The sequence below is a fragment of the Serratia sp. S4 genome (genome assembly GCF_000347995.1).
Lineage (GTDB): Bacteria > Pseudomonadota > Gammaproteobacteria > Enterobacterales > Enterobacteriaceae > Serratia > Serratia quinivorans.
In genome coordinates, this window is the sequence record NZ_KB661120.1 from 2,956,472 (window position 1) to 2,981,269 (window position 24,798).

24 protein-coding genes, 2 tRNA genes and 3 other RNA genes are annotated in these 24,798 nt (G+C 53.5%); 16 read left to right on the forward strand and 13 right to left on the reverse strand.

Annotated elements, in window-relative coordinates:
* Positions 1-63: 63 nt before the first annotated feature.
* From SERS4_RS0114535 to rssA, 5 genes are all read right to left on the reverse strand, one after another.
* Positions 64-1,074: an NAD-dependent epimerase gene (locus tag SERS4_RS0114535; RefSeq protein ID WP_017893053.1), complete on the reverse strand. Its 1,011-nt coding sequence runs from the start codon at positions 1,072-1,074 to the stop codon at positions 64-66.
* Positions 1,075-1,083: 9 nt separating this feature from the next.
* Positions 1,084-2,427: a UDP-glucose/GDP-mannose dehydrogenase family protein gene (locus tag SERS4_RS0114540; RefSeq protein ID WP_017893054.1), complete on the reverse strand. Its 1,344-nt coding sequence runs from the start codon at positions 2,425-2,427 to the stop codon at positions 1,084-1,086.
* A gap of 43 nt (positions 2,428-2,470) precedes the next feature.
* Positions 2,471-3,388, reverse strand: coding sequence for a UTP--glucose-1-phosphate uridylyltransferase GalU (gene galU / locus SERS4_RS0114545; protein ID WP_012145434.1), 918 nt, complete (start codon positions 3,386-3,388; stop codon positions 2,471-2,473).
* A 199-nt stretch (positions 3,389-3,587) separates the two neighbouring features.
* Positions 3,588-4,601, reverse strand: coding sequence for a two-component system response regulator RssB (gene rssB, locus SERS4_RS0114550; protein WP_012145435.1), 1,014 nt, complete (start codon positions 4,599-4,601; stop codon positions 3,588-3,590).
* 105 nt (positions 4,602-4,706) lie between these two features.
* Positions 4,707-5,612, reverse strand: a complete 906-nt coding sequence (gene rssA / locus SERS4_RS0114555) for a patatin-like phospholipase RssA (RefSeq protein ID WP_012145436.1) — start codon at positions 5,610-5,612, stop codon at positions 4,707-4,709.
* A gap of 142 nt (positions 5,613-5,754) precedes the next feature.
* Between rssA and SERS4_RS0114560 the strand changes: the two genes are divergently transcribed.
* The 10 genes from SERS4_RS0114560 (at position 5,755) to SERS4_RS0114595 (ending at position 10,219) form a co-directional block, all read left to right on the forward strand.
* A complete protein-coding gene (locus tag SERS4_RS0114560; protein WP_026142401.1) occupies positions 5,755-6,219 on the forward strand; it encodes a YchJ family protein in 465 nt (154 codons plus the stop codon).
* A 126-nt stretch (positions 6,220-6,345) separates the two neighbouring features.
* A complete protein-coding gene (gene purU, locus SERS4_RS0114565; protein WP_012145438.1) occupies positions 6,346-7,194 on the forward strand; it encodes a formyltetrahydrofolate deformylase in 849 nt (282 codons plus the stop codon).
* Between the two features lie 158 nt (positions 7,195-7,352).
* Positions 7,353-7,437 (forward strand) — tRNA-Tyr (locus tag SERS4_RS0114570).
* Between the two features lie 41 nt (positions 7,438-7,478).
* Positions 7,479-7,605, forward strand: a non-coding RNA gene (locus SERS4_RS26360) — RtT sRNA.
* A 96-nt stretch (positions 7,606-7,701) separates the two neighbouring features.
* Positions 7,702-7,786 (forward strand) — tRNA-Tyr (locus tag SERS4_RS0114575).
* Between the two features lie 43 nt (positions 7,787-7,829).
* A non-coding RNA gene (locus SERS4_RS26365) (RtT sRNA) lies at positions 7,830-7,956 on the forward strand.
* A 43-nt stretch (positions 7,957-7,999) separates the two neighbouring features.
* A non-coding RNA gene (locus SERS4_RS26370) (RtT sRNA) lies at positions 8,000-8,126 on the forward strand.
* 164 nt (positions 8,127-8,290) lie between these two features.
* Positions 8,291-8,863 carry a TIGR00730 family Rossman fold protein gene (locus tag SERS4_RS0114585; protein WP_017893058.1) on the forward strand — a complete coding sequence of 191 codons (573 nt, stop codon included), beginning with the start codon at positions 8,291-8,293 and terminating at the stop codon, positions 8,861-8,863.
* Positions 8,864-8,966: 103 nt separating this feature from the next.
* The gene (xthA, locus tag SERS4_RS0114590; protein ID WP_017893059.1) at positions 8,967-9,773 is read left to right on the forward strand and encodes an exodeoxyribonuclease III; all 807 of its coding nucleotides are present in this window, start codon (positions 8,967-8,969) and stop codon (positions 9,771-9,773) included.
* Between the two features lie 44 nt (positions 9,774-9,817).
* Positions 9,818-10,219, forward strand: a complete 402-nt coding sequence (locus SERS4_RS0114595) for a pyrimidine (deoxy)nucleoside triphosphate diphosphatase (RefSeq protein ID WP_017893060.1) — start codon at positions 9,818-9,820, stop codon at positions 10,217-10,219.
* Positions 10,220-10,228: 9 nt separating this feature from the next.
* Here SERS4_RS0114595 and SERS4_RS0114600 read toward each other — a convergent pair whose 3' ends face one another.
* From SERS4_RS0114600 to SERS4_RS0114620, 5 genes are all read right to left on the reverse strand, one after another.
* Entirely contained in the window at positions 10,229-10,522 is a 294-nt protein-coding gene (locus tag SERS4_RS0114600; protein WP_017893061.1) for a DUF1496 domain-containing protein, read from the reverse strand.
* Positions 10,519-12,444: a DNA topoisomerase III gene (locus tag SERS4_RS0114605; RefSeq protein ID WP_012145443.1), complete on the reverse strand. Its 1,926-nt coding sequence runs from the start codon at positions 12,442-12,444 to the stop codon at positions 10,519-10,521. Before SERS4_RS0114605 ends, SERS4_RS0114600 begins: the two co-directional genes overlap by 4 nt.
* On the reverse strand, positions 12,444-13,562 hold the full coding sequence (mnmH, locus tag SERS4_RS0114610; protein ID WP_017893062.1) for a tRNA 2-selenouridine(34) synthase MnmH: 1,119 nt from the start codon (positions 13,560-13,562) through the stop codon (positions 12,444-12,446). Before mnmH ends, SERS4_RS0114605 begins: the two co-directional genes overlap by 1 nt.
* Complete coding sequence (gene selD, locus SERS4_RS0114615; protein ID WP_017893063.1) at positions 13,562-14,605, reverse strand: selenide, water dikinase SelD; 1,044 nt, start codon at positions 14,603-14,605, stop codon at positions 13,562-13,564. Before selD ends, mnmH begins: the two co-directional genes overlap by 1 nt.
* 157 nt (positions 14,606-14,762) lie before the next feature.
* Positions 14,763-15,314, reverse strand: a complete 552-nt coding sequence (locus SERS4_RS0114620; RefSeq protein ID WP_012145446.1) for an NAD(P)H nitroreductase — start codon at positions 15,312-15,314, stop codon at positions 14,763-14,765.
* Between the two features lie 160 nt (positions 15,315-15,474).
* On the opposite strand from SERS4_RS0114620, the gene sppA reads away from it, so the two are divergent.
* From sppA to SERS4_RS0114640, 4 genes are all read left to right on the forward strand, one after another.
* Complete coding sequence (sppA, locus tag SERS4_RS0114625) at positions 15,475-17,331, forward strand: signal peptide peptidase SppA (RefSeq protein WP_012145447.1); 1,857 nt, start codon at positions 15,475-15,477, stop codon at positions 17,329-17,331.
* 93 nt (positions 17,332-17,424) lie between these two features.
* Positions 17,425-18,441 (forward strand): asparaginase, encoded by a 1,017-nt coding sequence (ansA, locus tag SERS4_RS0114630; RefSeq protein ID WP_012145448.1) that lies wholly within the window; start codon positions 17,425-17,427, stop codon positions 18,439-18,441.
* Positions 18,442-18,462: 21 nt separating this feature from the next.
* Positions 18,463-19,095, forward strand: coding sequence for a bifunctional nicotinamidase/pyrazinamidase (gene pncA, locus SERS4_RS0114635; RefSeq protein ID WP_017893065.1), 633 nt, complete (start codon positions 18,463-18,465; stop codon positions 19,093-19,095).
* Positions 19,096-19,323: 228 nt separating this feature from the next.
* The gene (locus tag SERS4_RS0114640; RefSeq protein WP_012145450.1) at positions 19,324-20,604 is read left to right on the forward strand and encodes a glycoside hydrolase family 18 protein; all 1,281 of its coding nucleotides are present in this window, start codon (positions 19,324-19,326) and stop codon (positions 20,602-20,604) included.
* A 37-nt stretch (positions 20,605-20,641) separates the two neighbouring features.
* Here the strand turns inward: SERS4_RS0114640 and SERS4_RS0114645 are convergent, their stop codons facing one another.
* A complete protein-coding gene (locus tag SERS4_RS0114645; protein WP_012145451.1) occupies positions 20,642-20,914 on the reverse strand; it encodes a YeaC family protein in 273 nt (90 codons plus the stop codon).
* 64 nt (positions 20,915-20,978) lie between these two features.
* Positions 20,979-21,392 carry a peptide-methionine (R)-S-oxide reductase MsrB gene (gene msrB / locus SERS4_RS0114650; RefSeq protein WP_017893066.1) on the reverse strand — a complete coding sequence of 138 codons (414 nt, stop codon included), beginning with the start codon at positions 21,390-21,392 and terminating at the stop codon, positions 20,979-20,981.
* A 348-nt stretch (positions 21,393-21,740) separates the two neighbouring features.
* On the opposite strand from msrB, the gene gapA reads away from it, so the two are divergent.
* On the forward strand, positions 21,741-22,736 hold the full coding sequence (gene gapA / locus SERS4_RS0114655) for a glyceraldehyde-3-phosphate dehydrogenase (RefSeq protein ID WP_017893067.1): 996 nt from the start codon (positions 21,741-21,743) through the stop codon (positions 22,734-22,736).
* Between the two features lie 80 nt (positions 22,737-22,816).
* A complete protein-coding gene (locus SERS4_RS0114660; RefSeq protein ID WP_012145454.1) occupies positions 22,817-23,692 on the forward strand; it encodes a D-hexose-6-phosphate mutarotase in 876 nt (291 codons plus the stop codon).
* Positions 23,693-23,796: 104 nt separating this feature from the next.
* Here the strand turns inward: SERS4_RS0114660 and SERS4_RS0114665 are convergent, their stop codons facing one another.
* Positions 23,797-24,561: a MipA/OmpV family protein gene (locus SERS4_RS0114665; protein WP_012145455.1), complete on the reverse strand. Its 765-nt coding sequence runs from the start codon at positions 24,559-24,561 to the stop codon at positions 23,797-23,799.
* Between the last annotated feature and the right edge of the window lie 237 nt (positions 24,562-24,798).

The following is a 24,798-nucleotide window of genomic DNA, read 5'->3' on the forward strand; positions in this document are numbered from 1 at the left end:
CCTGACTTTTGCAAAGCATAAAAAAGGGGCCGTGGCCCCTTATAGCATTTACGTACAGCTCAATTACTGAACTTTATAAAAAGACTTATACCATTCAACAAAGCGTTTCACACCTTCTTCAACGCTGGTTTCAGGCTTGAAGCCAATCACACGATAAAGTTCCGCAGTATCGGCACTGGTATCTAACACGTCGCCAGGCTGCATCGGCAGCATATTCTTACGCGCCTCGATCCCCAACGCCTGTTCCAGTGCGCTGATATATTCCATCAGCTTTACCGGGCTGCTGTTGCCGATATTATAGATATGGTATGGCGCAGAACTGGTCGCCGGTGAACCCTGCTCAACCGTCCAGCTAGCATTTGCCTGAGGAATAACTGCCTGCAACCGCACAATAGCCTCAGCGATATCGTCGATGTAGGTAAAGTCACGGTGCATCTCTCCGTGGTTATATACATCGATGCTTTCACCCGCCAATATGGCCTTGGTAAATTTGAACAGCGCCATATCCGGGCGTCCCCACGGGCCATATACGGTAAAGAAACGCAGACCGGTGGTTGGAAGACCATATAAGTGGGAGTAGCTGTGCGACATCAGCTCATTGGCTTTTTTGGTTGCCGCGTACAAAGATATCGGGTGATCAACAGAATCTTCGGTCGCAAAGGGCAGCTTACGATTCAGACCATATACCGAACTGGATGAGGCATATAACAGATGCTCAACTTTATTGTGTCGGCACCCTTCCAGCACATTTAAATGCCCGATGAGATTCGAGTCTGCATACGCCAGCGGGTTATCCAATGAATAACGCACCCCGGCCTGAGCACCCAGATGAATCACCCGTTGGAACAGGTGCTCGGCAAACAGCTGCGCCATGCCTTCGCGATCGGCCAAATCCAGCTTAATAAACCGGAAGGCGGGTTTATCCGCCAGCAGATCGAGGCGAGCCATTTTCAGACCCACATCGTAATAATCATTCAGGTTGTCGATACCGACAACCTGATGCCCAGCGGCCAACAGACGCTCAGCGGTGTGATAACCAATAAACCCTGCCGCGCCTGTAACCAGGAATTTCATATTTATCCCTTAAATAACCGGCTGAATGGACGCACCGCGGCCAATCGCATAATAGGTAAAGCCACGACTTTCCAGACGTTCAGGATCAAACAGGTTACGACCATCAAAGATCACCGGCTGCTTTAACGAGCCTTTAATCACGTCGAAATCCGGTGCGCGGAAGTTCTGCCATTCGGTACAGATAACCAGCGCGTCAGCGCCCTGCAGCGCAGCTTCTTTGGTGCCTACCAGCTTCAGATCGTCACGCTGACCGTAGATGCGCTGAACTTCGTTCATGGCTTCAGGGTCGTACGCCTGAACGGTAGCACCTGCTTCCCACAGTTGCTCCATCAGCACCCGGCTGGAAGCCTCACGCATGTCGTCGGTGTTTGGCTTGAATGCCAGCCCCCAGAGCGCAAAGGTTTTGCCTTTCAGATCTTCACCAAAGTGATGTTTGATGAACTTGGTCAACTTATATTTTTGCTGATAGTTAACCTGCTCTACGGCTTGCAACAGTTTTGGCTGGTAGCCGATATGTTCAGCCGTGCGGATCAGGGCCTGAACGTCTTTCGGGAAACAGGAACCACCATAACCACAGCCTGGATAGATAAAGTGATAGCCAATACGGGAATCAGAGCCGATACCCTGACGCACTTTCTCAATGTCTGCACCCAGCATTTCGGCCAGATTAGACATTTCATTCATAAAGCTGATTTTGGTCGCCAGCATACAGTTGGCAGCATACTTGGTCAGTTCAGCACTGCGAATATCCATCATGATCATGCGATCGTGATTGCGGTTGAACGGCTCATACAGCTCGCGAATAGGTTCAATCACATCTTTGTTATCGGTACCGATAACAATTCGCTCAGGACGCATGCAGTCTGCTACTGCCGCGCCTTCCTTCAGGAACTCGGGGTTGGAAACCACATCGAAAGGAACCGTGCTGCCGCGTTTGCGCAGCGTTTCTTCCATAACCTGACGGACTTTATCTGCGGTGCCAACCGGTACGGTAGATTTATCGATCACCACTTTATGATCGGTCATGTGTTCCGCGATGGTGCGGGCCACGGCAGTCACATACTTCAGGTCGGCAGAGCCATCTTCATCCGGTGGCGTGCCCACGGCAATGAACTGAATGGTGCCATGTTCAACGCCGGCTTTAGCATCGGTGGTGAACTGCAGGCGACCTGCTTCATAGTTTTGCTGCACCAACGGCGTCAGGCCTGGCTCAAAAATAGGGATATTCCCTTTCTTCAGGTTTTCGACTTTACGCTCGTCTATATCAATACACATAACGTCGTGGCCGACTTCAGCCAACACCGCAGCCTGCACCAGGCCAACATAGCCAATACCAAAAACTGTTACTTTCATGGGAAAATCCTAGTTTTTCAAATTAAGACGAAAGATGATTAAATTATTTCTTATCAGCGGCCAGTAACTGTTTCAACCACTGAGTGAACTCTTGACCCAGGCCGGCATGGCGCATGCCATATTCGACAAATGCCTGCATATAACCCAGCTTGTTGCCGCAATCATGGCTGATCCCTTTCAGGTGATACGCCTCTACCGTCTCTTGCTGCATCAGCATTTCAATGCTGTCGGTCAGCTGAATTTCACCACCAGCGCCCGGAGGGGTTTTCGACAGCAGCGGCCAGATATCGGCGGAGAGCACATAACGGCCAACAATGGCCAGGTTGGAAGGGGCTTCATCCGGAGAAGGTTTCTCTACCACGCTAACCATCGGGGCGCTTTCGCCCGGCTGCAGCTCATACCCTTTGCAATCGGCCACGCCATAGTTGCCAACATCTTTATGCGGCACAGGTTCCACCATAATCTGGCTGATACCGGTTTGCTCAAAGCGCTGCAGCATTTCGTGCAGATTGTCTTTTTTCAGATCGGAACTGTACTCATCGAGGATCACGTCCGGCAAAATCACCGCCACCGGTTCGTCACCCACCAGTGGGTAAGCACACATGATCGCGTGACCCAAGCCTTTAGCCACCCCCTGACGCACCTGCATCACGGTAACGCCCTTGGGACAGATAGACTGCACTTCATCGAGCAACTGACGCTTAACTCGTTTTTCCAGCATCGCTTCCAGTTCAAAACTGGTATCGAAATGGTTTTCGATCGAATTCTTGGAGGAATGGGTAACCAACACAATTTCGTTAATCCCTGCCGCAATACACTCATTGACAACGTATTGGATCAAGGGTTTGTCAACCAGCGGCAGCATTTCTTTAGGAATGGCTTTTGTCGCCGGTAACATCCGTGTTCCCAAGCCTGCAACCGGGATCACAGCCTTTCTGACTTTACGATTTACAGCAGGCATTATTTCCTCTCTTAATAGCGCTCAGTTTATGAGCTTCATCCGCCATACAAAAACCCTCGGAGTATACCAGCTTATGACTGACTGGCATTAACCGCAGCACAAATAGAAAAACTTTAGGACAATTACCCAATGGACTAACTGAGGTAAAAATAAGCATCTCAAATATATAAATTTCAAATACTATTTTGACCCAGGAGGATTATTCAGCACTGAGCATCAGGCGTAGCCTGCCACCCGAACCCCAAACCTGGCACTGCCAGGCGGCACAGTGCTGACTGATTTGATTCATGTACGTCGCACCCAGCGTTCCCAGTGGCACACCGTTGCTCAGTTGAATTTGATTATCACCGGTATTTACATTGGCATGCAGGCCGGCGGAGACCAGGATCAGGTTTTTATATTCGGTGTGATAATAACCGACCAGCATCGGAAATTGCCCTTCCAGCTTGCCTTGACGTAATAATTGATTAACCTGCTTTAACAATGCGCTCATTTGCGGCAGCCGATGACGCTGATTAGCTAAATGATCTTGCAACAATCCATTAAATAATGCGCGCAGCAGCAGTGCCGCCAATACGCCATTATCCCCTGCGCGAGTCACATCCAGACAATAGAACGCCAGGTCTTTATCCGACAGTGCCGCAATATCCAGCACCAGCCCCGGATTCTCGCTAGTGGTTAATTGCCGATAATTAATCCGGCAATGAGCCACGGTCTGCTGCACCGGTGGTTGTAACTGTTTGAGCAACTTCACCGCTTCGGAAGGATTTTTACTCAGCGCATCCCAGTCCTGGAACAGTTCCACCTCCTCAATGGCCGGCGAAGTGAACATATTGGGATACAGACACCCCAACACTGCTTCACGCAGACGATTAAGGTCGGTCACCGGTTTTAACAATACGTCCTGAACGCCTAACCGCAACATCTTGGCGATATCCGCCATTTTATCGGTAGCCGAAATCACCAACACCGGAGTTTGCACACCTTGCAGCCGCAGATGTTCGACAAACTCAATCCCATCCATTTCCGGCATCGCCAGATCGCACAGGATTAAATCGGGATGAACATCATCCACCAGACTCAACGCCTGCAAACCATTGGGGGCCTCACTGGTTTCCGCCCCCAACGATTTCAAATAGCCAACAAGCACGGAACGAAAAACCAGTTCGTCCTCAACGACCAAAATGCGCTTGTGAGTCAATGGTAATGCCATCAGCCGAGCCTCTTCCCTTTTCATAATGTAATAGTGGCTCAAAAAGACCTTTTATGCCTGTCGGAAATTGCTCCCATCGCAGGTTATACAGTCAAGAACCGTAAATTATCTGTTTTTTATCAAGGGCAACAGTTTATCCAGCTGTTTTTCAACCGCCAGCCTGCCGGCTTCAATCGCCTCTTCGGCACGATGGAAATCCAACGTTGAAATCTGCGGACAATAGGGTTGGATCAACACATCCGGCGGATCGCCCGCCATGCGGTTGCGTTTCAATCGATTTTCCAGCACCTGAATAGAAGTTCCCATAATTTCCATCGCCGTTGGCGTGAAATTAGGCTTTCTGGTGGTCATTTTGCTGATGCGTTCCCTTAATCGTCCTCGCCAGTTACGGGCGGGGAGATCTTTTGCCGCGTCCATATCTGGACTGCGTACCGAGAACAAGTCCTGCTGCATCAGATGGGCATCATGTTGCAAGTCAACGGCGATAACAATGTCGGCCCCCAACGCCCGGGTCAATGAGATAGGTACCGGATTCACCACAGCGCCATCCACCAGCCAATAACCGTCAAACCACACCGGCGCCAACAGGCCGGGCATGCTGCATGAGGCTCGCACCGCCTGATGAATGTCACCTTCGGTCAGCCACAGTTCCCGCCCGGTACTCAGATTGGTCGCCACGGCACCAAACTTCAATGAACACTCGGCGATATCATCGATCTTCAACAACTGCCCTACCGCATTAAACACCCGCTCACCACGCAGCAACCCACCGCGTTGCCAAGACAAATCCATCAAACGGATCACATCCCAATAGCTGAATGAACGAACCCAGGTTTCCATGGCCGGCAGACGATGGCTGGCAAAAGCCGCCCCCACCAATGCGCCAACCGAACAACCGGCTACTATATCGACTTCAACGCCCAACTTCTTTAGTGCATTGATCACGCCAATATGTGCCCATCCTTTAGCCGCCCCCGCGCCCAATGCCAATCCGACCTTAATTTTTCGCATTATTACCGCCTTTTTTCGGTGAATTGCTTCGATCCTGCCGTCAGCGTAGATTGTCAGGGTCGAATGTTGTTAGGTAACATATGCGCTAAATTACTTTTGGCATCGGCCCGTTCATTTCGTTCCGGCCATTTTAGGAGTCACCTTGCCCGAATTATGCCCCTGCGGCAGCGGACTGGAGTATAGCGCATGCTGCGAACCCTACGTCAACGGCACTCAAACGCCAGCGACACCCGGACTATTAATGCGTTCGCGCTTTAGCGCGTACGTAAAACACAACGTGGATTATCTGATTGCCACCTGGCATCCCGACTGCCATGCCACAGAATGGCGCAACGCGATCGTCGACAGTTTCAAAAATACCGAATGGCTGGGTTTGACGGTGGTTGAAGAAAAACAGGGCCATGAGGCCGGGGAAGGTTTTGTCGAATTCATTGCCCAATTCGTTGACGGCAACACCGGTGAACGCCAGGCGATGCACGAGCGTTCACGCTTCCTTCAACTTGACCAACGCTGGTATTATATTGACGGAACCAAACCCCAGCCGGGCAGAAATGCCATTTGCCCCTGCGGCTCAGGTAAAAAATATAAAAAGTGCTGCGGGCGTTAGCCGGCAGTCACAGAGCCCGATAGATTTCAGGTCGCAGCCAATCCGGTCGCCGCTTGAAAATATAGATGATAAAAACTCTCGCCTGCGAAGACAGGACGTTCAGTATCAGACAGGATCCTCACTCCCATGCCACACCAAAATGTACAAAGAAAAGTTTTGCGCACCATTTGTCCGGATGCCAAAGGTCTGATCGCCAAGATCACCAATATTTGTTACAAACATGAACTCAACATTGTTCAGAACAATGAATTCGTTGATCACCGCACCGGTCGTTTCTTTATGCGTACCGAGCTGGAAGGCATTTTTAACGACACTACTTTGCTGGCGGATCTTGATAGCGCACTGCCGGTGGGTTCGGTCCGCGAACTGCATAACTCCGGCCGTCGTCGTATTGTGGTCCTGGTGACCAAAGAAGCGCATTGCCTGGGCGACTTGCTGATGAAAAGCGCTTACGGCGGCCTGGATGTGGAGATTGCGGCGGTTATCGGCAACCACGATACGCTGCAAACGTTGGTGGAGCGTTTCGATATCCCGTTCCACCTGGTCAGCCATGAAGGCCTGACGCGCGATCAACACGATCAGAAAATGATGGCCCAGATCGATCAGTATCAGCCGGATTACGTGGTGTTGGCCAAATATATGCGCGTACTGACGCCAGCATTTGTACAGCACTACCCAAACCAGGTGATCAATATTCACCATTCGTTCCTCCCGGCCTTTATCGGTGCACGGCCTTATCATCAGGCTTACGAACGTGGGGTGAAAATCATCGGGGCTACTGCCCATTACGTTAACGATAATCTGGACGAAGGCCCGATCATTATGCAGGACGTGATTCATGTCGATCACACCTATTCTGCGGAAGATATGATGCGTGCCGGACGAGACGTCGAGAAAAATGCACTCAGCCGCGCGCTTTACCATGTGTTGGCCCAACGGGTATTTGTCTACGGTAACCGGACGGTTATTCTGTAATTGCTCAAGAAAGCGGTGCCTTTCGTTCAGGGATGCACCGCCACGAGTAAAAAATCGGCAAACGATTCATTTTCTGCATTTCAATACTTTACACGCCCGTTTCATTTGATATGATGCGCCCCGCTTACCGAGACAGATGTTTCGCAAGCAAGGCCAGTGGTGGGGTTCCCGAGCGGCCAAAGGGAGCAGACTGTAAATCTGCCGTCACAGACTTCGAAGGTTCGAATCCTTCCCCCACCACCATCTTCTCTCTGTCGATGAAGCCACAGCTAAAGCTGAAGCTACATAAAACACGGAGGGGGAGGATGAGAAGCTTCGACAAGGTTCGAGTCTCACGCAGTGAGACAACGCGCTTTAGCGCGGCCCGAAGGGTGAGGAACGAAGAGACGAATAATCCTTCCCCCACCACCATCTTCTCTCTGTTAAGAGTGAAGACGCAGTAAAGAAACCGGCCAGGTTTCTTCCGGATGAAACCGGAACTACAATTTGTAAGACCATGAATACCATGGTGGGGTTCCCGAGCGGCCAAAGGGAGCAGACTGTAAATCTGCCGTCACAGACTTCGAAGGTTCGAATCCTTCCCCCACCACCATCCTTGTATACTCCCCAGAATCAAATCAAACCTGAAAGCTCCGTGTCACTCCCAAGCGGGAAGGATGAGAAGCTTCGACAAGGTTCGAGTCTCACGCAGTGAGACAACGCGCTTCAGCGCGGCCCGAAGGGTGAGTCGCACAGCGACGAATAATCCTTCCCCCACCACCATCCTTGTATACTCCCCAGAATCAAATCAAACCTGAAAGCAACATGTCACTCCCAAGCGGGAAGGATGAGAAGCTTCGACAAGGTTCGAGTCTCACGCAGTGAGACAACGCGCTTCAGCGCGGCCCGAAGGGTGAGTCGCATACCGACGAATAATCCTTCCCCCACCACCATCCTTGTATATCCTCCAGAATCAAATCAAACCTGAAAGCATTCCATCACTCTCTCCGTTCATCATTTATCAATTCCCTTAACCATTCAGCGCATCCTCAACTTGAACTCCGGCCAACAATTCGCTATACCACTGACTTCTTTAATGCAGTAAGGAAGAAAGTGCATGCGTAACAATATCTGCGTTTTTTGTGGTGCCAGCGAAGGCGTTAATCCTGCTTATGCCGAGAATGCGCGGCAACTGGGTCAAACGCTCGCCGCTCAGGGTCGACGCCTAATCTATGGCGGCGGCAAAAAAGGGTTGATGGGCATTGTGGCGGATGCCGTGCTTACCGCCGGAGGTGAGGCGGTGGGCATTATTCCTGAGCGGTTGGTAGAAGCAGAAACTGCACATCGTGGCCTGACTGAACTGGAAGTGGTTCCGGACATGCACACCCGTAAGGCGCGCATGGCGGCTCTGGCAGACGGTTTTATTGCTCTGCCCGGCGGCATAGGTACCCTCGAGGAACTGTTTGAAATCTGGACCTGGGGTCAGATTGGCTATCACAGTAAACCGGTTGGTTTGCTGGATGTGAACGGGTTCTATCGCCCGCTAAACAGTTTCCTGCAGCACGTGGCCGATCAGGGCTTTATGCGCCATGACTATCTGGGCACCATGTACATCAGTGAATCAGCGCAAACCTTACTGCAACAATTTGACGACTATCAGCCCAAAACTTACGACCGCTGGGCAAAATAATTCAACTTGCCGCCGGCGGCCCGATGCCGCTGGCCTGCGTTACATTTCTGGTCAAACTCTGCTACTATCTCAACACATTTTTCTTGTAAAAACGGCACCGCTCATGAAGTTTGTCTCTTTTAATATCAATGGACTGCGTGCGCGTCCGCACCAACTGACCGCGATCATCGAACAGCACCAGCCCGACGTGATCGGCCTGCAGGAAACGAAAGTTCACGATGACATGTTCCCGCTGGAAGAAGTCAGCCAGCATGGCTATCACGTGTTCTATCATGGCCAAAAAGGTCACTATGGCGTGGCGCTGCTAACCAAAGAAAAGCCGCTTGCCGTACGCCGTGGTTTCCCTACCGATGATGAAGACGCACAGCGCCGCATCATCATGGCCGATCTGGCGACGCCGCAAGGCACGCTGACGGTGATCAATGGCTACTTCCCGCAGGGGGAAAGCCGTGACCATCCGATCAAATTCCCCGCCAAGACACGCTTCTATCAGGATCTGCAAAACTACCTGGAGCAGCAAATGTCGGTGGACTCACCGGTACTGGTGATGGGTGACGTGAATATCAGCCCAAGCGATTACGATATCGGCATCGGCGAGGAAAGCCGTAAACGCTGGCTGCGTACCGGTAAGTGCTCCTTCCTGCCGGAGGAGCGCGAATGGATGGATCGCCTGATGAACTGGGGCCTGGTCGATACCTACCGCCACGCTAACCCGGAACGTAACGATCAATTCTCATGGTTCGACTACCGTTCACGGGGTTTCGATGAAAACCGGGGCCTGCGTATCGATCTGCTGCTGGCCAGCACGCCATTGGCTGCACGCTGTACCGCCACCGGCATCGATTATCAGATCCGCGGGATGGAAAAACCGTCGGATCACGCGCCTGTCTGGGCGGAATTCTCGCTGTAAATGACCCAACCCCGGCCACGCCGGGGTTTTGCTATGTGGTACCTATGAAAATTATCGATGTCGTCGCCGCCATCATTGAAAGAAATGGCAAAATTCTTTTGGCGCAGCGTAATGCTGACAGCGATCAGGCCGGGCTGTGGGAGTTTCCCGGCGGCAAGGTTGAGGCAGGCGAGAGCCAGCCACAGGCACTGGCGCGTGAACTGGACGAAGAGTTGGGAATTGTGGCCAGTGTTGGCCGCTATGTCGCCAGCAACCAGTGGCAACAAAGTGAGCGCATGATCCGGCTACATGCCTGGCAGGTTGATACCTTTAGCGGCGAATTACAAAAGCGCTGCCATTCAGATTTTGTCTGGTTGGCGCCAGAGCAGGCGTTTGACTATCCCCTGGCTCCGGCGGACGTGCCGCTATTAACCGCCTATATTAGCGCATTGCAGGCGGAAGCCTGAGTTACAGCGTCACTTCTTCAGACGCACCCAGATTAACGGATTAGTCCCTACCACGTTGGGGTCGCGTACGCACTGCAACGCTTCCCCTTCCACCTTGAGAACCGCCCCTTCAGAATAGTTTTGATCCTGATAGATGCAGCAGCGACTGCAAGGTTGTGCCGCGGGTTGAGCCGCAGCGTTTTTTGCTGCCCCCCAGATCTCCGGCGACACTGGCACCACCACATCGACATCGCCGCGATTGGCCATCGCCGCGGTGCAAAACAACAGTGCGCTACCGGCCAGCAACAGTAAGCCGTGATTCATTCGCTCTTCTCCCGCGCCTTACCGGCGCTTTTCTTGCGTTTTTTCGCCCCGCCGGAAGGCGACGGCGGCAACCCGCGAAACGCCATACTCGCCCGGCTCTGCTTGGCCTGATAAATCAGTTCCTGCAGAGTGCCTACCAGAGGTTGCATAAAGTCCTGATAACGGCAGGATTTCTCACTGATTTGCGTCAGCGTAGCTTCCCAGTTGGCGGTCATATCAGGACGGGCAGCAATATCCGGCAGCGAATGGATCAACGCCCGGCCGGTTTCACTGGAGTGAATATAGCGCCCTTTCTTATACAAAAACGCCCGCTTGAACAGCAACTCAATGATGCCCGCGCGCGTGGCCTCTGTCCCTAAACCATCGGTCGCTCGCAGGATTTTCTTTAGTGCTTTATCCTGAACGAAACGTGCAATCCCGGTCATGGCGGAAAGCAGGCTGGCATCGGTAAAAGGACGTGGCGGTTGGGTCTGACGTTCAACCACCTCACCACGCTCACACAGTAGCTGGTCATCCTTCGCCACCACCGGCAACGGAGCGCCTTCATTTTCTTCATCACGCTCTTTACTGCCCAACAGTGTTCGCCAGCCTGCTTCAGCAAGAAAACGCGCCTTGGCGATAAACTTGCCGCCGGCAATATCCAGCTCAATCACGCATTTGCGGAACATGGCGTCCGGGCAGAACTGCATCAGGTACTGCCGCGCCACCAAGCCATAAACGTTCAGTTCATCCTGGCTGAGGCTAACCTTACTGGCACGGGCGGTCGGAATAATGGCGTGGTGAGCATCAACCTTCTTGTCGTCCCAGCAACGGTTACGGCGATCGCTGTCGATCACCGGCTGCGGATACAGATCCGGCTGATGAACGCTGATGGCGTTCAACACCGAATGCCGCCCGGCAAAATGCTCTTCCGGCAGGTAGCGACAGTCGGAACGCGGATAGGTGATCAATTTATGGGTTTCATACAGCCGCTGGCACACGTCCAGTACCTGCTGCGCGCTCAGGTTGAAGCGTTTGGAAGCCTCAATCTGTAAGGTCGACAGTGAAAACGGCAAGGGTGCGGTATCTGATTCCCGTTTATCATTATAAGAGGTGACCAGCGCCGGCTGGCCCTCGATGCGCTTGAGCACGTGTTCTGCCAACGATCGGTGCAGCAAGCGCCCTTCTTCGTCCTGATAAGGCTCGCAGGAGTCACTCGGTTGCCACAGGGCGACAAAACGCTCGTCTTTAGGCGTCACGATGTGCGCTTTAACCTCGAAGAAGTCCTTCGAGACAAAATTTTCAATATCTTCGTCACGTCTGACGACCAACCCTAACACCGGCGTCTGCACCCGGCCCACCGACAACACGCCATCATAACCGGCATTACGCCCCAAAATGGTGTAGGCGCGGGTCATGTTGATGCCATACAGCCAGTCGGCGCGGGAACGCGCCAGGGCGGAGACACAAAGTGGGATAAAGTCGCGATTGTCACGCAGCCGTTCGATAGCGCGTTCCACCGCCTGCGGGTTGAGATCGTTGATCAGGCAACGGCGGACGCTGTGGCGTTTTTCCGGCGACAACGCCAGATAGTCCAGCACCTCATCCACCAGCAATTGGCCTTCCCTGTCCGGGTCACCGGCATGCACCACTTCATCGGCCTCGTGCAGCAGCTTTTTGATGGCATTAAGCTGTTTGCTGACCGAAGGCCGTGGCTGCAACTGCCACTTTTCGGGGATGATCGGCAGATCGGCCAGCGACCAGCGCGCATAACGGCTGTCGTAGGCATCCGGCTGCGCCTGTTCTAACAAGTGGCCCACACACCAGGTCACCACATCATTGTTACCGCAGGCGATAAACCCGTCGCCGCGGCGATGCGGCTTGGGAAGTACGTCGGCAATGGCGCGCGCCAAACTCGGTTTCTCGGCAATAAACAGTCGCATTATTCACCGTTATTCTGGCTGTACGTCATCAGGAATTCTCTTACTTCAGCATAATTCCCGCGGAACACAATCCGCTGGGATTTCTTTTCCAATTGATAGTGATACATCGGATCGTAGTAGTGCTGCAACAACGGCACCAGCCACTGCTGATGCTCGTCACTATTTCCACTGGCCTGCTGATACTGCAGTGCCCGTTCCAGGTGCTGCGTCAGCAGTTGGAAACGCTCCAGCCCCAGGCGGCGGCGAATGGCAAACAGGCCGTGATGCAGATATTCATCGTACTTCTGCCAGCCGAGCTGCGCGCCGTAGGCCTGTTCAAACTCAATACGCATCCGGTCGATATATTCGTGCTGCAGCCGTGCCAGACGCACCTCAAAAGGATCGTCTATCACCGCCACCGGTGCCTGCTGCATACGGTTGAAGACGGGTAATGGCAGATTGTTGCTGCCGATAATGCGCCCTTCGTCTTCCAGCACCCAGCGACGGCAGCCACCATGCTGTTTTTTCAGCAATAACACAGCCAGACGATTCTCAAAATCAATCTGGCCGCTTTGACTCACCAGCGTTCGGCCAAAAGATGAACCGCGGTGGTGCGCCGCCCCCTCCAGATCAACGCCGTCGGCCAGCTCATTGACCAACAGAGTTTTACCGCTGCCGGTATTGCCGCCAATCAGCACCATCGGCAGTTCAGCGCTCTGCTCCAGCGTGGTGAGCAAGAAATTGCGCAGGGCCTTGTAACCGCCGGTGATGCGCGGATAGGCGACGCCGGCCTCACGCAGCCACTGCTGCACCAACTGAGAACGCAAACCGCCGCGGAAACAGTAAATATAGCCTTCCGGCCATTGGGCACATTGCGCCAGCCAGGCTGCCGTACGTTGCTCACGAAGCCTGCCATTAACCAGGCTGTGGCCCAGCGCAATCGCTGCCTGCTGGCCTTGCTGTTTGTAACAGGTGCCGACGGCCTGCCGCTCGTCGTCGTTCATTAACGGCAGATTCATAGCATTGGCGAACGCGCCCTGCTGAAACTCAACCGGCGCACGCACGTCAATCAGCGGGATATCCTGCAAAAAAATACGGCGATAATCCTGGCCGTCTTCCCGTTCCCTGGTAGCTGACACTAGGCAACCTCAATCAACGGCTTGCCCGGCACTGCCGCATGCAGTTCACCGATAGCCTGGAGTTGAATGCCGTGGCGCTCGGCAATCGCCTGCACCAGTTGCTCTGCTTCAGGTAGTACCGCCAGCAGCAAGCCGCCGGAGGTCTGCGGATCGCACAGCAATTGGCGCTGCAGGTCGGTCATTTCACCGACCAGATGGCCGTAACTTTCAAAATTGCGCCCGGTGCCACCCGGCACGCAGCCCGCGGCAATATAACGCTCGATGTCCGGCAATTTAGGTACCTGATCAAACCAGACCGTCGCCTGCAACCCTGAGCCCTGGCAAACCTCGCTCAGATGCCCCAGCAGACCAAAGCCGGTAACGTCGGTCATCGCCGTCACGCCTTCGACTTCGGCAAAATCCGTGCCCGGCTTGTTCAATTGACACATCACTTCGGTTGCCAGGCCTTCATGCTCTGGCAACAGCTTGCTTTTCTTCTCGGCGGTAGTCAGCACGCCAATGCCCAACGGCTTGGTCAGGTACAATTTGGCTCCGGCCTGCGCCGCGCTGTTTTTCTTCACCCGCTCGGTATTGACGATGCCGGTCACCGCCAGGCCAAAAATAGGCTCTGGCGCATCGATAGAATGTCCTCCCGCCAGGGCGATACCCGCCTGCTGACAGGCATAGCGCCCGCCGTCGATCACCTGCTGCGCCACTTCTGCCGGCAGCGTAGCAATCGGCCAGCCCAGAATGGCAATCGCCATGATCGGTTTACCGCCCATGGCATACACGTCGCTGATGGCGTTGGTGGCGGCGATGCGACCGAAATCGAACGGGTTATCGACGATCGGCATAAAGAAGTCGGTGGTGCTGATAATGCCCACGCCGTTGCCGATGTCATACACTGCCGCATCGTCACGGGTTTCATTACCCACCAGCAAGCGCGGATCGACAAATTTCTCCCGCTCGCTGTGCAGAATAGTTTCGAGAACTTTCGGTGAGATTTTACAACCGCAGCCGGCGCCATGGCTGTACTGGGTTAAACGGATCGCTGGCGATGTCATATACCACTCCCTTCGGTTAACGGCATTCAAGATATCATAGGGTAGCGCTTGCCGACGGGATTGGTAAGAGCGGGCTGCCGATAACCGAACGGCCTGCTCATAAACAACACAGAATGGCGGGATTTAGCGCATTTTTGCCGCAATCCCGCCAGTGGGATCAGAAATAGCTGACGAAAGGCGTGCTGTCCGGGGCGATCACTTTGGTGGAAGCTTTTAACTGTGGAGTCCCCAAATACAGGAAGCCGACAATTTCGTCCTGCTCGCGACAGCCAAAAGCTTCACGAACCAGTGAATGTTCGGTCCAGGCGCCGGTGCGCCAGATACCGTTGAAACCCTGCGCCAGTGCGGCCATCTGCATCGCCTGAACCGCACAACCGGCAGAAACCACCTGTTCCCAGCGCGGCACCTTGGTTTCTTCAGTGCAATGGGCCACCACGGTGATAATCAGCGGGGCGCGGAATGGCGCTTTTGTCGCCTTTTCTAGCGCGGCTTCATCCATTTCGTCCTGCTTTGCAGCAGCTTGTAACAATTGGCTAAAACGCTCCAGACCCTGGTTTTCGATCATCACAAAACGCCATGGCTGCAAGGCACCATGATCGGGCGCTCGCAGGCCCGCGTTGATGATATTCTGGCGTGCCTCACCCGTCGGCGCCGGGGCCGCGAGGCGTGACGCAGAGCGGCGATTCAGTAAAAGATCCAGTGCATCCATCGTAAACTCCTGATAACAATTTTCATTCAAATCACGTTAACATAGCTAAACGGCGAGTGACAGCCTCGGCATTAGCCTCTGTGACCCACGATTTAAAGCTGACATTTCTTTGGCCGCTCATTAGGATAGCGGAACATTCTCGACTCTTGCTGGAGAGCACATGCGCACATTGTGGCAAATCATTGCCGGCGTTTTCAGGTGGACATGGCGTCTGCTGAACTTTATCAGGGAACTGATCCTCAATTTGTTCCTGGTGTTGCTGATCCTGGTTGGGGTCGGTATCTATCTTTCATTCCAGAGTGCCACCACCCCTGCCGTGCCTACCCGCGGTGCGTTGCTGGTGGACCTGAGCGGCGTGGTCGTTGACCAACCGTCGATGAACAACAAGGTCCGCCAATGGGGTCGTGAACTGTTGGGCGCTTCCAGCAACCGCCTGCAGGAAAACTCCCTGTTTGACGTGGTTGACAGCATCCGCAAGGCTAAAGACGACAAAAACATTACCGGCATGGTATTGCAGTTGAATGACTTTGCCGGTGCCGATCAGCCTTCGCTGCAGTACATCGGCAAGGCGCTACGTGAATTCCGTGACAGTGGCAAACCGATCTTTGCCATTGGCGACAGCTATAACCAGACGCAATATTATCTGGCCAGCTACGCCAACAAGGTTTATCTGTCGCCACAGGGTGCGGTCGACCTGCACGGCTTTGCCACCAACAACCTTTACTACAAATCGTTGTTGGAAAAACTCAAGGTCACCACCAACATCTTCCGCGTCGGTACCTATAAATCCGCCGTGGAACCCTTGATCCGTGACGATATGTCACCGGCCGCCCGTGAGGCAGACAGCCGCTGGATTGGTGGATTGTGGCAAAACTATCTGGATACCGTGGCGGCTAACCGCCAGATCACGGCGCAACAGCTGTTCCCAGGGGCCGCAGGCGTGCTGAGCGGTATGCAGGCTGCCGGGGGGGATACGGCCAAGTATGCGCTGGATAACAAACTGGTCGATGAACTGGCGTCGCGCACCGTCATCGAAAACCAACTGATCAAGACTTTCGGTTGGGACAAGCAGGCCAATGATTTCAACGCGACCAGCATCTACGACTACCAGCCGAAGCCAACGCCGGATCAAGGCGGTAAAATCGCCGTGATCTTCGCTAACGGCGCGATCATGGACGGTCCGCAAACACCAGGCACCGTTGGCGGCGATACCACCGCCGCAGAATTGCGTCAGGCGCGACTGGATCCGGCCATCAAGGCGGTGATTTTCCGAGTCAACAGCCCAGGGGGCAGCGTCAGCGCCTCGGAAGTGATCCGCTCCGAGTTGGCTGCGGTACGTGCCGCCGGCAAACCTGTGGTGGTTTCCATGGGTGGCATGGCGGCCTCGGGCGGCTATTGGGTCTCTACACCGGCGGACTACATCATCGCCAGCCCGAGCACCCTCACCGGTTCCATTGGCATCTTCGGGGTGATTAACACCTACGAGCAGACGCTGGACAGCATCGGCGTGCATACCGACGGCGTGGCAACCTCGCCGCTGGCGGATCTGGCGGTCACCAAGGCGCTGCCGCCGGAGTTCTCGCAGATGATGCAGTTGAACATCGAGAAAGGTTATCAAAACTTTATCGACCTGGTCGCCAAGTCACGCAAAATGACACCACAGCAGGTTGATCAGATTGCTCAGGGTCACGTGTGGCTGGGCAGCGATGCCAAGACCAATGGTCTGGTCGATCAGTTGGGTGACTTCGACGACGCGGTGAAGAAAGCCGCCGAACTGGCGCAATTGAAACAGTGGCAGCTTAACTGGTTTGTCGATACGCCAAGCCTGACCGATATGGTTCTCAGTCAGTTTGGCGTTTCCATTCACGCCATGCTGCCGGCAGCCATCCAGTCGATGCTGCCTGCGCCCTTGGCATCAGTGGCCATGGCGGTCAAAGAGCAACCGGGTTTATTCAATAACCTGAACGATCCGCAAAACCGTTATGCCATTTGTTTGACCTGCGGAGAAGTCCGCTAACAAATTAATCCTCAGCCCGGCACCCGCCGGGCTTTTTTTCTGCGCTTATCCCCCTATAATTCAGCTCATCTTATTTCTGTTAAAACAATCACTATGCAAAAGAAATCGATTTACGTCGCCTACACTGGCGGGACCATCGGCATGCAGCGTTCTGAGCACGGTTATATTCCTGTTTCCGGCCACCTGCAGCGGCAACTGGCCCTGATGCCGGAATTCCACCGGCCGGAAATGCCGGACTTCACCATTCATGAATATGCACCGCTGATCGACTCCTCCGACATGACGCCGGAAGACTGGCAGCATATCGCCGACGATATCAAACTGAATTATGACCGCTATGATGGCTTCGTGATCCTGCACGGTACCGACACCATGGCGTTCACCGCCTCGGCGCTGTCATTCATGCTGGAAAACCTGGCCAAGCCGGTGATTGTCACCGGTTCTCAGATCCCACTGGCGGAACTGCGTTCCGATGGCCAGACCAACTTGCTGAACGCGCTGTATCTGGCAGCCAACCATCCGGTAAATGAAGTCAGCCTGTTCTTCAATAACAAGCTGTTCCGTGGCAACCGGACCACCAAGGCGCATGCTGACGGTTTCGACGCCTTTGCTTCACCCAACCTGCCGCCGCTGCTGGAGGCCGGTATTCACATTCGCCGCCAGAACGGCATCGACAGCCCGGTCTGCAATGGCGAACTCAAGGTGCATGACATTACGCCGCAGCCGATCGGTGTGGTGACCATTTACCCAGGTATTTCCGGCGCGGTAGTACGCAATTTCCTGCTACAGCCGGTGAAAGCCTTGATCCTGCGCTCTTACGGGGTAGGCAACGCGCCGCAAAAAGCAGAGCTGGTGGATGAATTGCGCGACGCTTCCGAACGCGGCATTGTGGTGGTCAATCTGACGCAATGCATCTCCGGGAGGGTCAATATGGAAGGCTACGCCACCGGTAATGCACTGGCCCATGCCGGCGTCATCAGTGGATTTGACATGACGGTCGAGGCCGCATTGACCAAGCTGCATTACCTGCTGAGCCAACCGCTGACGCCGGAACAAATTCGCAGCCAGATGCAACTGGATCTGCGTGGCGAGCTAAGCATTAGCGGTTAACCCATATACCACGGAGTCGCAATGAAAACAGCCCTGTTGCTTATCGATTTGCAAAACGACTTTTGCCCCGGCGGCGCACTGGCTGTGACCAACGGTGATGCCGTCATCAGCGTTGCCAATCAGGCCATCGCGGCCTGCAGCGCACGCGGTGAGCCAGTGGTCGCCTGCCAGGACTGGCATCCCGCCAATCACCGCAGCTTTGCGGTAAATGCCAACGCCCCCGTGGGCACTCTGGGTGAGCTTGAGGGTTTGCCACAGGTCTGGTGGCCGGTGCATTGCGTACAGGAAAGCCAGGGCGCAGAGTTTCATCCGCAATTACACCAACGGGACATTATCGCGGTGTTCCGTAAAGGCCAAAATACGGCTATCGACAGCTACAGCGCCTTCTTCGACAACGGTCACCGCTCGCACACCGAGTTGGACAACTGGCTGAAAACGCAGAACGTTAGCCATCTGGCGATTATGGGGTTAGCAACCGACTACTGCGTAAAATTCAGCGTGCTGGATGCGCTGGAGTTGGGCTACAGAACTACGGTGATTACCGACGGCTGCCGCGGGGTTGATTTGCAGCCCGGCGACAGTCAGGAAGCCCTGCGGATAATGCAACAGGCCGGAGCGCAATTAGTTACCCTGTCACAATTCATCGACCGCTGATGCCATTGGGCGCTTTTTGCGCCCTTTCCTCCCCGGCCCAAATCTCGACATCGCTCACATTCCGACCATTCTCCTGTGATTACATCTTGTTCGCGTGCGGCGCTTTTGCTGTTATGACCGCTGATGCATTGGCATCAGTAAGTTATACGCATCCGGGGCCCATTGAGCCCGGCTTTATGTTACCGCCTCAGGCGGTTTCGGTCGGCCTTGCCGACCAAAGGAGATGACATGGTATTAACCCGTAAACTGCTGCCTTTGCTGGTAGCGGTGCAGCTTGGTATGGCTGGTGCCGGCATGGCTCATGCCGCTTCTTACCTTTCCGTCGGTTATTTCAACGGCGGCGGTGATGTTACCGCCGGCCCTGGTGGCGATATCAACAAGCTCGATGTCACACAAATTACCCACCTCAATTACTCTTTCGGTCTGATCTACAACGACGAGAAACAGGAAACCAACCCGGCGTTAAAAGATCCATCCCGCCTGCACCAAATTTATCTGTCACCCAAGGTGATGGCGGATTTGCAACTGTTGCCGGTACTGCGTAAACAGAACCCGGAGCTGAAAGTCTTGCTGTCCGTCGGTGGCTGGGGCGCACGCGGGTTCTCCGGCGCGGCCGCCACAGCGGAAAGCCGGGCGGTGTTTATCCGCTCGGTGCAGCAGGTCATCAAGCAATATCATCTGGACGGCATCGATCTCGACTGGGAATACCCGGTTAACGGTGCCTGGGGGCTGGTCGAAAGCCAACCGGCGGATCGTGCCAACTTCACGCTGTTACTGGCAGAGCTGCATAAAGCCCTGGATAAAGGCAAGCTGCTGACTATCGCCGTCGGTGCCAACGTGAAAAGCCCACAGGAATGGGTCGATGTTAAAGGCATTGCGCCCTACCTCGATTACATCAACCTGATGACTTACGATATGGCGTACGGCACCCAATACTTCAACTCCAATCTGTATGACTCCAAACAATGGCCAACCGTCGCCGCTGCCGATCGTTACAGCGCCAATTTTGTGGTGGATAACTATCTGGCCGCCGGGTTAAAACCTGCTCAGTTGAACCTGGGCATTGGTTTCTATGGCCGGGTGCCAAAACGGGCTACCGAGCCAGGCATCGATTGGGACAAAGCGGACGCGGCCAAAAACCCGGTCACCCAACCCTACTTCACCGCACGCGAAACTGCCGTGTTCAAGGCTATGGGGCTGGATCTGACCAAGGACAGCTATTTCAAATACAACGATATCGTCAGCAAGCTGCTGAACGATCCCCAACGGCGCTTCACCGCACATTGGGACAGTGACGCCCAGGTGCCTTATCTGACGATGAAATCCGCCGAGGGCAAGCCGCTGTTCGCTATTTCCTACGAGAACCCACGTTCGGTTGCACTCAAGGCTGACTACATCAAAAGCAAGGGGTTGGGCGGTGCGATGTTCTGGGAATATGGCGCAGACGACAATAACCGGTTAGCACATCAACTGGCGGAATCGCTGGGGATTAACGGCGGGAAACAGTAATTCAGCGGGCGATGTTCGCATCGCCCAGCTGTCAGACTTACTGTGGCTTCAACTTGACCAGCGGTTCAGCAATGAACTGCTGTTTCAGCTCCTGCTTACTCTTCATCACGATCTGCCCGTCAGTGCCAATACTCATATGCTGCGGGTCAGCGTTGTGCAATGACTGCCACAGCATCACCGCCTGCAGACTGTTTTCTTTCTGTTCCGGCGTTAGTGCTACGCCATCCGGCCACTTGCCCAACTCAACGGCCAGTACCAGTCGCTGATAGATTTCCGGCGTCATGGCGGCAATCAGATCTTTTACGTCCATCAGAGCATTTCCTCACTCTTGGAAGAATAATTAGCTGAATCGATTTTTCTCACTGAATAATCCATCAGCCGGCGGTTTTGTCGCCGTTCTCACCGTCGGTAAAGCTCAGCGACGCCGAGTTAACGCAAAAACGCTCACCGGTTGGCTGCGGACCATCGGGGAAGACATGTCCCAGGTGTGCGTCGCAATGCCCACAGCGGATCTCAACGCGATGCATATTGTGCGTATTATCATCAAGATAACGAATAGTATCGTCGGAAACCGGCTGATAGAAGCTCGGCCAGCCACAGCCGGAATCATACTTGCTGTCGGAGTAGAACAGCGGTTGGTTGCAGCACAGGCAATGGTACACGCCCTCGCGCTTGTTGTGCAGCAATTTGCCGGAATACGGCGCCTCGGTACCACGTTCCTGAGTCACATAACGTTGGATTTCATTCAGTTCCGTGGCCGGATGGTCAGGGGTTGTCTCTTTAGCCATTTGTGCGTTTCTCTGAATGTGGATAATGTCAACGAAAACAATGAGTAATAATAACAAAAAATTAACAACACTGCAGCGCTTTTTGGCCTAAACTGTAGCCCATAAAGGTCACGTCATGACAATATGTGATACCGATCACATATCTTAAACAGGCTGACTTTATACTTAGCGGTTTGACCCCATATAACGGATGAGGCCGAACGCAAACGGAATGTGCAATAAGCACTCAAACCCGGCTTCCAGGTTTGATTTGCAGCAAGAATTGACACGATTCCGCTTGACGCTTGGTAAGGTTTTTGTAATTTTACAGGCAACCTTTTATTCACTAACAAATAGCTGGTGGAATATATGACTATCAAAGTAGGTATCAACGGTTTTGGCCGTATCGGTCGCATTGTTTTTCGTGCTGCTCAAGATCGTTCTGACATCGAAATCGTTGCAATCAACGACCTGTTAGACGCAGAGTACATGGCTTACATGCTGAAATATGACTCTACTCACGGCCGCTTCAACGGCACTGTAGAAGTTAAAGACGGCCACCTGGTTGTTAACGGTAAAACCATCCGTTGTACCTCAGAAAGAGATCCGGCTAACCTGAAGTGGAACGAAGTCAACGTTGACGTCGTTGCTGAAGCAACTGGCCTGTTCCTGACTGACGAAACTGCACGTAAACACATCGCTGCAGGCGCTAAGAAAGTTGTTCTGACTGGCCCATCCAAAGACGACACCCCAATGTTCGTTATGGGTGTTAACCACAAATCCTACGCTGGCCAGGAAATCGTTTCTAACGCTTCTTGCACCACCAACTGCCTGGCACCACTGGCTAAAGTTATCAACGACAAGTTCGGTATCGTTGAAGCTCTGATGACCACTGTGCATGCAACTACCGCAACTCAGAAAACTGTTGATGGCCCGTCTCACAAAGACTGGCGCGGCGGCCGCGGCGCATCCCAGAACATCATCCCTTCTTCTACCGGTGCTGCTAAAGCAGTAGGTAAAGTTATCCCAGAACTGAACGGCAAACTGACCGGTATGGCGTTCCGCGTTCCAACTCCGAACGTGTCTGTGGTTGACCTGACTGCTCGTCTGGCAAAACCAGCTTCTTACAAAGAAATCTGTGCTGCTATCAAAGCCGCTTCTGAAGGCGAGCTGAAAGGCGTACTGGGTTACACCGAAGACGAAGTGGTTTCTACCGATTTCAACGGCGAAACTCTGACTTCCGTATTCGATGCCAAAGCCGGTATCGCTCTGAGCGACACCTTCGTGAAACTGGTTTCCTGGTACGACAACGAAACCGGCTATTCCAACAAGGTTCTGGATCTGATCGCTCACATCTCCAAATAATGGATTGATGTTAAGCTGATGATGAGGGTGACATTTTTGTCACCCTTTTTTTGTTTCTACGGCGAACAAAAGGCAACCCGATGAACGAAAAGATTTTCACCCTACCCGTTACCGAACAAATTTCCCCTTTTATCAGTCAGCGCCAGCTCGATGAACTGCCTGTCGTAGTGGTTTCCCATCCGAAAGTGCGTGCCGCTATCTCACTTCAGGGTGCGCATCTGTTGGCCTGGCAACCTAGCGGTGAAAAACCGGTTATTTGGCTGAGCAACAACACCCCCTTTAAAAAGGGCAATGCCATCCGTGGCGGCGTGCCTATCTGCTGGCCCTGGTTTGGCCCGGTAGCAAAACCTTCGCACGGTTTCGCCCGCAATCAGCCGTGGACTCTGACCGCGCATGATGAAGACGACAACGGCGTTATTCTGACCTTTACGCTGAAAGACAATGAGCAAACCCGCAGCCTGTGGCCACATGCCTTTACGCTGATTGCCCGCTTCAAACTGGGTGAGGAATGCGAAATAGAGCTGGAATCCCACGGCGACTATCAGGCGACCGCAGCGTTGCACACCTACTTCCAGATCGGTGATATCGGGCAGGTTAAAGTTGCCGGGCTCGGCGAACCCTATATCGATAAGGTTGCCGGCGGCGCAGAAGCTCGCCAGGTGGGTGACGTGACCTTTGTCGGCCAGACCGACCGGGTTTATACCCAACCGGATGCCTTCAGTCTGATCAAGGACGCGGCGCAACAACGCACCATTGAGGTTCATCACCATCACATGAGTGATGTGATTGCCTGGAACCCCGGCGTGGAGCTTTCTTGCAGCATGGCGGATATGCCAAATGACGGTTATAAAACCATGGTTTGCGTAGAAACCGGCCGCGTCAGTAAACCTCTGGTGGCAGCCGGTGAACAACCGGCACGACTGGCGGTGACCTTCCGTGTTCGTAACAACGGCTGATCCCGTTTAAGTGCAGCAAAGACTTGCTGCGCTACAGATGTGCAAAAGGGGCGCCAGCGCCCCTTTATGATGCCTACATTGCACGACATTGGTGCAGGCTTCGATTAGAAGCTGTATTTCACACCCGTCATCAACAGTCCGGTGTAAGATTTATCCACCATTGGGCTGTCTTTAACTTCATCAGACAGTTGGACATAACGCCCAACAAAGAAGGCATCCCAATCTTTGTTGATCTTATAGTTGGCACTCAGCTCAACGTACGGCGCCCAGCTATCACTTGGCGTGTAACTGTCCAGACCGCTGCGGCGAGATTCATTTTCGCTGATACCGTAGTAGTATTTGTTCTGGTTTTTGCTGCTCCACGACACGCCTACGCCAGGTACCAGGGTGAAATCGCCCAGATCAAATTTGTACAGATAGGCTAAATCCCCCACCATACCGTTGCTGTAGTCTAACGTATCACCGGTAAAGGTGGTGCGCAGAATCCCCCACTCAGCAAAATGCGAATAGGCCAGACCGGCCATCAGCGTACCGCGACGCTTGTTCAACTGCTTCATGCGGTCATCGTCGCTGTCACCCGGGCGGTAGCCCAGCGGTGAAAAGTAGCCCATCAGACTCAGTTGGTTTTGCTGATCTTTCCACAGGTAATAACCGGCGGTCAGCGTACGGAAGTAGAAATCGTCACCTTCATAGTTAATGACGGGTACCGGATACACGCGGTCCTGATAGCCACGATACGGATCCGGGCTAACCAGCGCGGAAGCGCCGAGTGACCAAGTTCCTGCCTGAGCACTTTGCGCACAAACCATTGCGGAAGCGATAATTGCTAGCGTTTTGAGTTTAAAAATCTTCACTGGTTCTTTTTCCATAAATAACAGAGTTAATAGCGTGCTTAGTTTATGTGAGAATTTAGTTAGTCGCTGAATCTTTACAATAGAAAACGACCGAGATCGAATAACTTAGAACCTAAATATGAATTAATCATGGCAGAACCATGACGTTTTTTGCCGCAGGCCGCGCCAGACAAGGCATTTGGCTATCCCTGTAATAACTGAGTCATTGATATGACTTAAAAAAAGCTTTTTATCACGCAGGAAATTTTCTGG